The organism is uncultured Tenacibaculum sp. (assembly GCF_947499065.1).
Classification (GTDB): domain Bacteria; phylum Bacteroidota; class Bacteroidia; order Flavobacteriales; family Flavobacteriaceae; genus Polaribacter.
Genome location: NZ_CANMMT010000001.1, coordinates 103,239 through 117,097 on the forward strand (window position 1 = coordinate 103,239; position 13,859 = coordinate 117,097).

The 13,859-nt window shown below is 31.4% G+C and carries 11 protein-coding genes; 7 read left to right on the forward strand and 4 right to left on the reverse strand.

Annotated features, from left to right (window positions below):
- Positions 1 to 62: 62 nt before the first annotated feature.
- Both Q0958_RS00495 and Q0958_RS00500 read right to left on the reverse strand, forming a co-directional pair.
- Positions 63 to 1,025, reverse strand: coding sequence for a fasciclin domain-containing protein (locus tag Q0958_RS00495; RefSeq protein WP_299118340.1), 963 nt, complete (start codon positions 1,023 to 1,025; stop codon positions 63 to 65).
- 210 nt (positions 1,026 to 1,235) lie between these two features.
- The gene (locus Q0958_RS00500; RefSeq protein ID WP_299118341.1) at positions 1,236 to 2,129 is read right to left on the reverse strand and encodes a MerR family transcriptional regulator; all 894 of its coding nucleotides are present in this window, start codon (positions 2,127 to 2,129) and stop codon (positions 1,236 to 1,238) included.
- A 112-nt stretch (positions 2,130 to 2,241) separates the two neighbouring features.
- On the opposite strand from Q0958_RS00500, the gene Q0958_RS00505 reads away from it, so the two are divergent.
- Positions 2,242 to 3,192: a GSCFA domain-containing protein gene (locus tag Q0958_RS00505; RefSeq protein ID WP_299118344.1), complete on the forward strand. Its 951-nt coding sequence runs from the start codon at positions 2,242 to 2,244 to the stop codon at positions 3,190 to 3,192.
- A 9-nt stretch (positions 3,193 to 3,201) separates the two neighbouring features.
- Here the strand turns inward: Q0958_RS00505 and Q0958_RS00510 are convergent, their stop codons facing one another.
- Positions 3,202 to 3,483: a rhodanese-like domain-containing protein gene (locus tag Q0958_RS00510; protein ID WP_235273588.1), complete on the reverse strand. Its 282-nt coding sequence runs from the start codon at positions 3,481 to 3,483 to the stop codon at positions 3,202 to 3,204.
- Between the two features lie 47 nt (positions 3,484 to 3,530).
- The gene (locus tag Q0958_RS00515) at positions 3,531 to 5,273 is read right to left on the reverse strand and encodes an aromatic amino acid hydroxylase (RefSeq protein WP_299118347.1); all 1,743 of its coding nucleotides are present in this window, start codon (positions 5,271 to 5,273) and stop codon (positions 3,531 to 3,533) included.
- 113 nt (positions 5,274 to 5,386) lie between these two features.
- Here Q0958_RS00515 and Q0958_RS00520 point away from each other — a divergent pair, with 113 nt between their 5' ends.
- The 6 genes from Q0958_RS00520 to map all read left to right on the forward strand — a co-directional run bounded on the left by Q0958_RS00520 (position 5,387) and on the right by map (position 13,858).
- A complete protein-coding gene (locus Q0958_RS00520) occupies positions 5,387 to 6,160 on the forward strand; it encodes a M48 family metalloprotease (RefSeq protein WP_299118349.1) in 774 nt (257 codons plus the stop codon).
- Between the two features lie 95 nt (positions 6,161 to 6,255).
- The gene (locus Q0958_RS00525; RefSeq protein WP_299118350.1) at positions 6,256 to 6,513 is read left to right on the forward strand and encodes a hypothetical protein; all 258 of its coding nucleotides are present in this window, start codon (positions 6,256 to 6,258) and stop codon (positions 6,511 to 6,513) included.
- A gap of 352 nt (positions 6,514 to 6,865) precedes the next feature.
- On the forward strand, positions 6,866 to 10,798 hold the full coding sequence (locus Q0958_RS00530; RefSeq protein WP_299118351.1) for a GEVED domain-containing protein: 3,933 nt from the start codon (positions 6,866 to 6,868) through the stop codon (positions 10,796 to 10,798).
- 147 nt (positions 10,799 to 10,945) lie between these two features.
- Complete coding sequence (gene gpmI / locus Q0958_RS00535) at positions 10,946 to 12,463, forward strand: 2,3-bisphosphoglycerate-independent phosphoglycerate mutase (protein WP_299118352.1); 1,518 nt, start codon at positions 10,946 to 10,948, stop codon at positions 12,461 to 12,463.
- 10 nt (positions 12,464 to 12,473) lie between these two features.
- Positions 12,474 to 13,010 carry a thioredoxin family protein gene (locus tag Q0958_RS00540; RefSeq protein ID WP_150899902.1) on the forward strand — a complete coding sequence of 179 codons (537 nt, stop codon included), beginning with the start codon at positions 12,474 to 12,476 and terminating at the stop codon, positions 13,008 to 13,010.
- 29 nt (positions 13,011 to 13,039) lie between these two features.
- A complete protein-coding gene (map, locus tag Q0958_RS00545; RefSeq protein ID WP_150899901.1) occupies positions 13,040 to 13,858 on the forward strand; it encodes a type I methionyl aminopeptidase in 819 nt (272 codons plus the stop codon).
- The last annotated feature ends 1 nt before the right edge of the window (position 13,859 follow it).

The window sequence follows — 13,859 nt, forward strand, 5'->3', positions numbered from 1 at the left end:
AAATATAACTTAAAAACGATTAACAAAAAAGCAAAACACACTCATATGCAATAAGTTAACAATTAAGGTAACAATACATTATCTATAGCATGAATAACTCCATTAGTACCTTGAACATCTGTTACAGATATCACAACCGATTGACCTGATGAAGTCTCTAACTTAGCTCCACTTGACAAGTCAACAGTAACTTTTCCTCCACTAAACATAGTTATCTCCTGATTGTCTGTTAACTGATCAGCTTGCACATTACCTCCTGCAAAAACATGGTATTTTAAAACTGCTTCTAAGGTTGCTATTGGGATGTCCGCTAATGAATTCCACGCAGCATTACTATCTAACAAAGCTTGAAAAGCACTATTTGTTGGTGCAAAAATGGTATATGGACCTGTCATTTTTAGCAGAGAAACAAAGTCAGTTGTATGTCTAGTATCTGTTAATGCCACTACCAAAGAAGTAAAACCACTATTATTTAAAGCCAATGTTACTACATCTGGCGGTAACATAACCTTATCAATAATATGCACTACACCATTTGTTGCTGAAATATCTGTTGTCACTGGTTTTGAATCTCCATTAAATTCAACAGCTCCAGTAACCTCAACCTGTAATGACAATGGCTCATCATTTGGTCCAGTTGCCAATGTATTTACATAAGTATCTGACAAATCATTTTTCATCACTTTACCACTTAACACATGGTAAAGTAAAACTGTTTTTAATGTCTCTAAAGGAATATCATCTAATGAATTCCATGAATTATTTGAATCTAATAAATCTTGAAAAGCCTTATTATTAGGAGCAAATACTGTAAAAGGACCGTCTGCTTGTAAAGCTGAAACTAAATTGGCTCTTTGTAAAGCTGCGACTAAACTGCTTAAATCAGATGTTTTTATTGCTTTTTGAACAATATCATCATTATCAGTAATTACTGAATCATCATCACTACAGGATGTAAACAAACAAATACTTAGAAATAAAACTAAGAAGAAGGGTATCCTCGATAAATTTTTTGTAAATAACATAATTGTATTGTTTAATTAGTGCTTACTCTCTTTATTTTACAGTCTGTTTTTTAGCCTCCTCAGACATTGTTTAATTTTTTTCTTAAAAACATAAACAAAATTAATTTTAATAAAAAAATAGTTCTGACTAGCAAAACACATTTCAAAACTACAAATAATGTTTAACAAAAACAAAAAAAGATTAAACAAAATTATTTTTAACAAAAAAATTTATAGCTCGCTAAGCAACTCTATTACTGATGGATATATAGAAATATTTGACTTAAAATCAATACCTGCAACATCCATTGCTTTTTTTCCTACAGCCATTAATTCATGTTCAGTACCTTTTAACACATCTTCTATTTCATAAAAATAATCTACCACCTTATCATCATAAGGACGCACAGTCATAGAAGTAACAAAGCAAACTTTAGATTTACTTTCAAAAAAGTAATTCAAATTATTCAATGGTAAGCTTTGCCCCAAATAAATTGTTTGATAACCTCTTAACACAAGTTCGTAATTCAAATACATCAACCCCAATTCATGGACTTCATTTTCTGGTAAAAAAAGCACATAAGCTTTATCAGAATTCACTATTGAATGTTCAAGATTCTCAATATTTATCTGTATTTTCTGAATAATTAAATTTGAAATAAAATGCTCATGAGCCGGCAGCAGAGTATCTGTTTGCCAAAGCAACCCTATATGATTTAAAAAAGGAACAAAGACATCCTTGAATATACTTCTAAAGGTTTTCTTGTGAAGTAATTTATTATAAGTATTGTTAAATAAAACTTTATCAAATTGAAACATCGCTATCTTAAAAGAGTTTATAGCTTCATCATTTACCGCATACTTAAATGCCAATTCCCTAGCGTTAACTTTTATTTGATCATTACTCATCTGAGCAATTTTAGAAATCTTAAAGTTGTGTTTATTCAACAACACTACATTTAACAACTTCATTAAACTCTCTGAAGAATAATACCTGATATTTGTATTAGTTCTGTTAGGCTCTAATAAATTATATCTTTTTTCCCATATCCTAATGGTATGTGCCTTCACCCCTGAGATGTTTTCAAGGTCTTTAATCGTAAATATGCTTTTTATATTGTTCAACTTATTTCAAATAATAATAAACAAATATAGTCAATTTTAAATAAAACAAGTAAATTGATTAATTTTTAAAATAACAATAATTATTTTTGACTTGTATAAATAGCTCTCTTTTATGATATTATCAACTCAGATACCTATTAAAAAAAACCTCCATAACCCAATCAGTTACAATTCTGAAATTACTTTAATTGGTTCTTGCTTTACAGAGAATATTGGTAAAAAACTTACTTATTACAAATTTAGAGCTATTCAAAATCCATTTGGTATTTTATTTCACCCAAAAGCTATTGAAAACTTAATTACAAACACTATCAATGAAAAGGAATATTCAGAAAAAGATATCTTTTTTCACAACGAAAGATGGCATTGTTTTGATGCCCATTCTAACTTAAGCTCCACCAACAAGGATAACTTATTAGATAGTTTAAATAACAACACCCTACTAACTCTTGAGCACTTAAAAAACTCATCGCACTTAATTATAACACTAGGTACGTCTTGGATATACAGACATATTTCTTCTGACAAAATTGTAGCAAACTGCCATAAAGTTCCTCAGAAAAAGTTTTTAAAAGAAATCCTTTCTATTGATGAAATTTATGAAAGTTTAGACGCCATAAATACTCTTATTAAATCTGTAAATAAAGACATCTCCATAACCTATACCGTTTCGCCAGTTCGCCACTTAAAAGATGGATTTATTGAAAACCAACGTAGCAAAGCTCATTTAATTTCTGCTATTCATCAAATAACTGAAAACAGAAAAAATATTGATTACTTTCCTTCTTATGAAATTATGATGGATGAATTACGTGACTATAGATTTTATAAACAAGATATGATACACCCCAATGAAACAGCTATAAATTATATATGGGAAAAATTTAGTAGTGTATTTTTTAATGAAGAAACTCAAAAAACAATGCTACAAATTGATGGCATTCAAAAAGGTATAGCTCACAAACCATTTAACCCTAAATCTGAAGCTCATCTTAAATTCTTAAATAATTTGGAACAAAAAAAGGAAACACTTCAAAAAGCATTTCCCTTTATAAAATTTTAAATTCAATATTTACTTAACTAAATACTGATCAACATTTTGCCAAGGACCTCCATTAATTACATCAATTCCATGACCTTGTAAAAACTGTGTAGCCTGCCCACTTCTTCCTCCACTTTTACACACAGCTATTACTGGTTTATTCCAAGATTTAATTTCTTCAACATTTAAAGGCACTACTGTTAAAACTATATGCTTCGCTCCTTCAGAGTGTCCTTCATTCCATTCTGCTAAAGTTCTAACATCTAAAACTACTGCCCCTTTATTTAAATATTCTTGTATTTCGTTTGTCATATCTTTCTTCCTAAAAAAATTTAATAACCCCATTTGTTTTTTAATTCTTACGACAACAAATGTAGTCCGTTTTCTATTAAAGTACTGTAACTCTTGTTACTTTTTAATTTTTCTAAATAATCTCTCAACTCTTCCTTTACCAAATATCCCTTATCTAAAGCTAATTCATATAACTCTAAAACCAACAACCAATCTTGAGAAAACTCAGTCTTTAAAACGTTAAAAATTGAAATTATTTTATCTTCAGTTACTTTATTTTTTTCTCTAACACCTCTTACTTCTTCATACAAACTATAAAGCTTCTTTTGCAAATCACTATAGATTATTTTATCCGTTTTGGTTTCAGAAACTTTTCCTATATCTCCAAAAGAATCAACATCGGCAGGTCCAGAATAAGCCGAAACCAACTCCTTACCAATTGCCATATCGTAAATTCCCCACTCTGGTCTGAATAAAACCTGATCTTGATAAGTTACCGTACAATCTTTTAAGGATATTATTAATATTTTCCCTCTTAAATCGCGAGTTCCTGTAATTGCTCTTCCTTTTACAACCACACCACTCTCGAATTCTAAAGTCATTTCTTCACCTTCATATATTCCATACGCTTTTAAATCACGTGGACTCATATCTTCAATAGGCAAATTAATTCCTTTTAACTTCCCTACTGGACTTCCAAAACCTTCTGCATGGTAACTAATTCCATGCCCAATCAATTCCTTATCTCTGTTTGCTAAAACTGTTGGACCAGTTGTTTGGATATAAGCTACTTTTCCTTTTTTATCCTCTATAACATTTGTGAATATTCCAGAAATTTGAACCCCTGTACTTAACTCAACTGTACCTAAGTTTTTAGAATCTATTAATTTTTCAACTCCTTTCAACCCGCCAGTTCTTAAGGCCATTGTATTTGCAAATTCATTTAACACTAAACTTAAATAAGCAAAATCTGGTGTAACAAATAATTGTGGTTGTGGTTTTGTTATATCAAAACTAACATTTGCAGCTTCTATAGAATAGGGCACTTTTTTTACCTCATCTTTCATACACCATTTACTCTCCCCTATTGACGAAAGTAAACCAGCTCCATAAATTTTAGGGTCATTTAATTCACCTATCAAACCATATTCTACAGTCCACCAATGTAAATTTCTTATCTGTGCCATTTCCGACATCTCTCCCATATTATCTTGTAACCATTCTACTTTTTCTTGTGCTTCATCAATCTCTTTTTGTGTAGAATTAGGATTTTCTTTCAATATGGATAACAACCTAATTGCCTCATACATTTCATAGTCTTTAGCAGAAGAAATTGCTTTCGAACCAATTTCTCCAAATCTACGTAGGTACTCAGAGTACTCTGGATTTGCTATAATTGGAGCATGCCCTGCTGCTTCGTGAATAATATCTGGTGCAGGAGTGTAAGCAATATGATCTATGGTTCGCATATCTGAAGCTATTACCAATACATTATAAGCTTGAAACTCCATAAAAGCATTAGGAGGAATAAATCCATCTACCGAAACAGCTGCCCAACCAATCTCTTTTAAAATCCGATTCATTCCTTCCATTTCAGGAATATTCTCAACTGAAATACCTGTTTTTTCTAATCCATTTACATATGAAGAATGAGCTACCTTACCTAAATAATCTACGTTCATTCTCATTACATAGCGCCAAACTGCTTGGTTTTGTGCCGTGTATTCTTCATAAGGCTGTCTTACTACAAATTTATGTAAATGCTTAGGTAATTTTTTTGTGATTTCGTTTAACTCAAAATGAGACTCCATATAGTTGTTTGTTTTGCTGGGTAAATTTAAGTTTTTTCTTGTTTACAAAAAATCGACAATTGTTAAATTATATATTTTGTACCTTTACTTTTATCACAAAAAATCAAAAGAACATGAGAAATCGGGGGAGTTTAAGAATTAGACTTTTAATTGGGGCTGGTATTGCTTTATTTGCCTTAGTAAAATATTGTTCAAGTGCTGAAATTAATCCTTATACTGGAAAAAAACAACATATATCTATTTCTCCTAAACAAGAAATAGCTATTGGATTAAGTAGTGCTCCACAAATGGCACAACAACATGGAGGTTTATATCCTAGTCAACAATATCAAGATTTAGTAGATAAAATAGGTAAAAAACTTGTTGACAACAGCATCGCGAAACAATCAGGTTATCCTTTTGATTTTCATCTATTAAAAGATGAAAGAACCATCAATGCTTTTGCTTTACCTGGCGGACAAATTTTTATCACTTTTGCTTTATTTTCTAAATTAAAAAATGAAGACCAACTAGCTGGAGTTTTAGGACATGAAATAGGTCATGTTATTGGACGTCATTCTGCTGCACGTATGGCTAAACAAGATTTAACTCAAGGTATATTATCAGGAGCCGCTGTTGGTTTTGACCCTAGTACAGCACAAGGAATGGCTGCTATTGCCAATGTTATTAACATGAAATATGGTAGAAGTGATGAATTAGAAAGTGATGAATTAGGTGTTAAATTAATGGTAGATGCTGGCTATAATCCAGAAAGTTTAATTGGTGTTATGGAAATTTTAAAAGCTGCTGCTGGCCCTAATAGAACCCCTGAGTTTCAGAGTACCCACCCTGACCCAGAAAACAGAATTGAAAAAATTAAAGAAGCTATTCGTAAATACAAGAAATAACTTCTCAAAATGCTTTTAGATTTACTAAAAGCATTTTTTTTGTAACATTTTTATCAAAAACATTACCAATAATATATAACCAAAAAATAATAGCTATGAGTTTTAGAGGTGCTGTATCGGCAATGATAACTAGTTTAAAAAACAACAAAAGAAATCGTGTATCTGCTTTTGAGAAAATTGAAGGCTATGAAACAGATACTAATACAAAACTTCATTTTGATAAATCAGCCTCTCAACAACAACTTAACGAGATAAAGAATAAGATTCAAAAAGAAAACCAACGAACCCTAATTAAAAGAATTATATTTTTTATACTCTTCCTAGCTACTTTAGCCTACCTCATATATTTTTAAACAAGAGTTAAGCCAATAATTCTATTTAATATACATAATACATTTTCTCCCTTCTTAAAGGGAATTTTTATCTACTTCTAAAAAATTGTCTTTACCAATTTTTATTAACATATGTTAATTTTTTACAAAATCATTATGATTTCTGTTAAAATAATATCAAAACAAGTTTAAATACATCAAAAACAAAGAGTTAACAGAAGATAACTTTGTTTACTAATCAAATTATTAATTAGAAATCATGAAACATTTCAACCCCCACTTATGCTTTCATTTACTATTAATTTTAAGCATTTTCCCCCTTAAAGAACTACACTCTCAAAACGTAAAAAGTTCTTGCGGAACAGACAAAGTAATGAAAGAATTATTCAAAAAAAACAAAAATGCTAAAAACGAACTAAATTCTTTACGATTAAAAATCTCCCCCGAAAATCAAGCAAAAAAAACTAGCCCCCCATCCTATGTGATACCTGTTGTTTTTCACGTTTTTGGTAAAAATTACAATTCAGGAACTGTAGTTACTCAAGAAATCATTGAAGATGCCTTAAAAAAAACGAATGAAGATTTTCAAGGCCTAAATAGTGATTACAACACCATTGACGCTCCTTTTGATGTCATCAAAAAACCTTTAGACATTACTTTTAAATTAGCAAAAATTGACCCTAACGGAAACCCAACTTCTGGTGTTGTTTTTTACGATAAAGCTTCCGGCATGGGAAATTACAATTCTCCTGAAGTAAAGAATGTTGCTTGGGACAACTACAAGTATTGTAACATCTATATTACTAGAGACCTTTATGGCAATGGTGATTTTTACAATTCTGGAGTTGCATGGTACCCTAATAAAACCATGTCTGACCTAAATATTGCAAGAATTGTTTATAACGGAAGTTATTTAGGAAATAACACTAACGAAAACTTTCGATCAGTTCTTACACACGAATTTGGTCATTACTTAGATTTACCTCATACTTTTTATGGTGCCGTTTGCTCTACTGACCCAAAAGCTGGTGATGGAATTGCTGACACCCCTTCTCATAAAAAAAACTCATCAGGAACAGGGTGTCAGGTTATTAAAAACTGTTTAAACCAAGAAATTAACAATGAAAATTTTATGGATTATACAGATTGTTATAAAATGTTTACTCAAGGACAAGTAAATAGGATGGTTAATGCTTTAGAAAATTCCCCCACAAGAAACACTTTGTGGACTGAAAAAAATCTAATTGCAACTGGTGTAAATACTAACTTAGGACCAAGATTAATAACTTCAACATCTCAAGTTAAAGAACGATATTTAAACGATGGTGTTTTAGAAACCTCTATTGAAGTTTCTTGTGAAGAATGCACATTTACCAAAAGTTCTGGAACCATGAATCTTTCTACAGACTACACCGTTCAAAATCTTCCAGAAGGAATAACTACCAAAGTTGATATTATTAACAATACAAAAGCTATTATCAATTTTAATGGTACTGCTACAAACCACTCAGCTTCGAACTCAATAAATAATTTAGCATTTAAATTCAATTCTTCAATTATTACAGGTGGAAGCTCAATTTTATACAAGGATTCTATCGAGAACATTTCCGTAAAGTTTAACGACCCTTACACAGAGTTTTGTAACATTAATATTCGGTACAAAACTTACACTCACATTACCAATGTTTCTTTTAACGAAAACAGTAATACTACAGGATACGATGGCATAAGCAACTATGCACCAACAGTAAAATTTAAAGTTAAAAAGAACAAAACATACCCACTAAGCATTACAACCAACAAAGGAGCGGGTGGTGCAAATGATAATTTAAGAATTCAAGTTTGGGCAGATTGGAATTCAAATTTTGTGTATGAAGACAACGAACTTATAGTTAGTCATCCTTATAAAAATACTCAAACTGATAATAACGGGAATTATACCTACAATACAAGTGTTCAAATTCCTAACTCAGTTAAAATGGGCAACACTGCCTTTAGAGTATTAGCACACTATGTACAAAGTAACGAAGGTGACTCAGCTTGTTCTACAATAGATAGTGGAGAATCTGAAGATTATGGCCTTTCAATTGTTCCTGAAAACACTCCTTTTGAAGTTGATTTCTTTGGACAACCTACAACTGTTAACCTATCTGAAGAAGTTCAGTTTAACGATTTTTCTATAGCTGCTAATGGAGATAGTTTAAAAAGCTGGAAATGGACTTTTGAAGGTGGATCGCCTGCTAATTCTACAGAAAAAAATCCAACAAATATTTTATTCCCTATTGAAGGTACTTATGATGTAACTTTAGAAGTAACTTCTACAAACGGTTTAAAAAAGACCATTAAAAAAAGTGATTACATAACTTCAAGATTAAAATACTGTAAATCATACCCAAACTACGGCACTTACTTTAGTGTGAACAAAGTCAATTTTAATACCATAAACCACGAACCAGGGAAAAGCAACTATTATAATTATTACAACACCATTTCAACTGATTTAAAAACTGGAAAAACCTATCCTATAACCATTAAATCAGAAAAAGGAAATGGAGGTGATTCTGACGTTAATAAAGTAAAAGTTTGGGCCGACTGGAATTATGATGGTCAGTTTACACAAGATGAATTATTAGTTAACAAAGAAGTGAAATCTAATAACTATGATCAAAACGGAGAATATTCATTTACATCAAATATAACCGTTCCTAACAATGCAGCAATAGGCAAAAAAATTGGACTTCGAATTACTGGTCATTTTGTTGATGGTAAAGGAGAAACTTCTTGTGGTGCTTACGATAGTGGAAACACTGTTGACTACAGTATTTTAATAAAAAAAGGAAACGGGAACACCACATCTTCAATAGTTTCAATTTCTGATGACACCAAAGAAGAAGGAGCTGAATTACAACATTTAGTTACCTTAGACAACACAACTGTTGAAGAAACAAAAATAGCTTTATCTATAAATAATGCCACTGCCATTAATGGAATTGATTTCAACAACCCAACTTTTACAAATGGAGTTACTTACAATCAAGGAGAAGTTACAATTCCTTCTGGAGTAAAAACATTTACAATTAAAGTTCCAACTATTGACGATTCTAAAGTTGAACCTAGCGAAAATTACAATATTACCGCTAACTCAATTACTGCTACTGGAACCATAACCGACAATGACTCCTCTTCTTCTAATTATTGTAGCGCTTCAAACCTTAGAAACGATTCTTACATCACAAATGTGACCTTCGGATCAATTAATAATAGTAGTGGATACAACTCATATTCAAATTATTCAAGTATCTCAAATACATTCGCTTCTGGTCAAACATTCAATTTAAAAATTACAACCAAAAACGATCATTGGACATACAATGCTATTGGTGCCTGGATTGACTGGAATAATGATGGTGAATTTTCAGATAGCGAAAGAGTATACAAAGCATTTAAAGCAGGACCATATGCAACAGACATAACAGTTCCTGACAACGCTGTAAAAAACACTTCTCTTCGAATGAGAATACGATACGCTTACGGTTCTGAAAGTAAGATCACTCCATGTGGTGAAGACACTTACTTTGGTGAAGTTGAAGATTATTCTATCAAAATATCAGCACATTGTTATGCAAGTACACTTAGAAATGATTCATTTATAACCAATGTATCATTTGGAGCAATTAACAATACAACAGCATTTAATTCATATTCAAATTATGAAAATCTATCACATACTATTTCACCTCAAGAATCTTTTAATTTAAAAATCACAACTAAAAACGATTATTGGATATACAATGCTATTGGTGTTTGGGTTGATTGGAATAATGATGGTAATTTTTCAAATAGTGAAAGAGTATATAAAGCATTTAAAGCAGGACCATATTCAGTTAACATATCAGCACCTAATAATACTGTAAAAAACACTCCTCTTAAAATGAGAGTTCGATACGCATATGGAGCTGAATACAAAATAACACCCTGTGGCGAAGACACTTATTTTGGTGAAGTTGAAGACTATACAATCTTAGTTAAAAATAATTCTGTTGCACGAACTGATACAACCAATTTAATTGAAAATATAAAGCTTTATCCAAATCCTTCTGACAGTTTTATATTCCTTAAATTCGAAACTAACAAAAACGTACAATACGAATTAACGAACATACAAGGTAAAATTATTATGAAAGCTGGTAAAACCCCTAATCAGAATCAAATTAAAATATCAGTAAAAGATCTTCCTGTAGGTATTTATTTCATAAAAGGCCAACAAGAAAACAAGATATTCCAAAAGAAATTCTTTGTAAAATAAACTTCTCTAAAAGCATTTTAAAAGACTACTTCGGTAGTCTTTTTTTATTAGGAAACAACACTCATTTTCATCTTATGCAATCGGTTTCGTTAATTTTTAAAAAAGCACTTAAAATCTTTCTTACTTTTGTTTTGTAAAATACACCAAATGAACAAAAAAGTAATCTTAATGATACTTGACGGTTGGGGAATTACTCAAGACCCAAAAGTATCAGCTATATATAATGCAAAAACACCATTTATAAATTCATTATACGACAAATTTCCGCATGCCGAATTACGTACAGACGGGGAACATGTAGGGCTACCAGAAGGTCAAATGGGGAATTCTGAAGTTGGACACATGAATTTAGGAGCTGGAAGAATTGTTTATCAAAACTTAGCTAAAATAAACAAAGCTGTAAAAGAAAACACTTTAGCTCAAGAAACAGAATTATTAAAAGCATTTGATTACGCTAAAAAAAATCAAAAGAATATTCATTTTTTAGGATTGGTTTCTAATGGAGGAATTCATTCACACATTAATCATCTAAAAGGTCTCCTTGATGCTGCTAATAAACATGAGCTTAAAAATGTATACTTACACGCTTTTACTGATGGTAGAGACTGTGATCCAAAGTCAGGTAAGTATTTCATAAACGACATACAAGAACACATGCAAAAAACTACTGGGGAATTGGCTTCAATTACAGGTAGATATTATGCAATGGACAGAGATAACAGATGGGAAAGAATACACCTAGCCTACGATGCATTAGTTAATGCTAAAGGAACTTTATCTTCTAATGCCACTGAAAGCATACAACAAAGCTATGACAGTGATATTACTGATGAATTTATAAAACCAATTGTAATGGTTGATAACAACAATCAACCAAAAACTACTATCAAAGAAGATGATGTTGTTATTTTCTTTAACTTTAGAACTGATAGAGGTCGTCAATTAACAGAAGCTTTAAACGAAAAAGGCTTTTCAGAGTTCAACATGAAAAAGTTACCTTTATACTTTGTTACCATGACAAATTATGACGAAACTTTTAAAAACATTAAAGTAATCTACAACAGTAACAACATAGAAAATACGCTTGGAGAAGTTTTAGAGTCTGCTAATAAGAAACAAATTAGAATAGCAGAAACAGAAAAATACCCCCATGTTACATTTTTCTTTTCAGGCGGTAGAGAAGAAGAATTTAAAGGCGAAAAACGTTTATTATGCCCATCTCCAAAAGTTGCTACTTACGATTTAAAACCAGAAATGAGTGCTTATGAAATTAGAGATGCTATTGTTCCTGAGTTAGAAAACGGAGAAGTGGATTTTGTATGCTTAAATTTTGCTAACGGAGATATGGTTGGACATACGGGAGTTTTTGAAGCTGCAGTGAAGGCTTGTGAAACAGTAGATACTTGTGTTAAAGACGTTGTTACATCTGCTTTAAATAATGACTATACCACTATTTTAATTGCCGATCATGGTAACTGTGAAACAATGATAAACCCTGACGGAACTCCACACACAGCGCACACCACTAATCCAGTGCCAATGATTTTAATTGACAAAGAATTAAAATCTATAGAAAATGGAGTATTAGGCGACATTGCTCCAACAATATTAAAACTAATGGGAGTAAATCAACCAAAAGAAATGACACAACATTCACTTATTTAAAACAATAATGATGAGAAAAATCGCATACATACTTTTTACAGCTTTTATAGTTTCATGTGCTTCTGCTCCTAAACAAAAACAATTAGCTACTAAAGATAAAGACGGAAATTTAGTTGGTATTGCTACTAAAAAAGACTTCCAACAAGAACCATACGGTTCAGAATGGTTTAATGATTTTTATAGTTATTATGAAACAGATCAAAACACCATTAATAAATTAAAACCATATTTAAAAGATGTAAAAATTAAAGGTTTTATGGGAACTTGGTGTGGAGATAGCAAAAGAGAAATTCCTAACTTCTACAAACTACTAGACGAAGCTGGATTCAACTATAAAAACTTAGAATTGGTAACCGTTAATCGAAGTAAAAAAGCAAATGGTTTGGAAGAAGGATTCAATATTCTTAGAGTCCCAACTTTTATTTTTTATAAGGACGGAAAAGAGATTGGTAGATTTGTAGAACATGCTATAGATGGCAGTACAATAGAAGACGATATTTTAAAAATCGTTTCTGGACAACCTTACACACATCCATATCAAAAATAACCGTAAATTTGCGCTTCAATATTTTTAACATGATCAAATCAAAAACTAGAGAAGAAATAGAATTAATGCGCGAAAGCGCATTGGTAGTGTCTAAAACTTTAGGAATGCTTGCTAAAGAAGTAAAACCTGGAGTAACTACTTTATATTTAGATAAACTTGCTGAAGAATTTATTCGTGAGCAAGGTGCTATCCCTGGTTTTTTAGGACTTTACGATTTCCCTAACACACTTTGTATGAGCCCAAACTCGCAAGTTGTACATGGGATTCCAAACAAAACTCCTTTACAAGAAGGAGATATTATTTCTATTGATTGTGGCGCTATTAAAAATGACTTTTATGGAGATCACGCTTACACATTTGCTGTAGGTGAAATAGCTCCTGAAACTCAAAAATTATTAGACGTAACAAAAGAAAGCTTATACGTTGGTATTCGTGAATTAAAAGTTGGAAATCGTGTTGGAGATGTAGGTTTTGCTATTCAAAACTACACAGAAAAACACGGATACGGTGTTGTTCGTGAATTAGTTGGTCACGGATTAGGAAAAGTAATGCATGAAGATCCAGAAATGCCAAACTATGGTCGTAGAGGTCGTGGTAAAAAATTTATTGAAGGAATGGTAGTTGCCATAGAACCTATGATAAATATGGGAACTCAAAAAATACTACAACATAAAGATGGATGGACAATTACCACTTTAGATGGTAAGCCTTCTGCTCACTTTGAACATGATGTAGCAATTGTAGATGGTAAACCAGAATTACTTTCAACTTTTAAATACATTTACGAAGCTTTAGGTATTGAAAGCAATGAAGAGGATGAGTTTAGACAACAACCTTTAGTTTTATAAA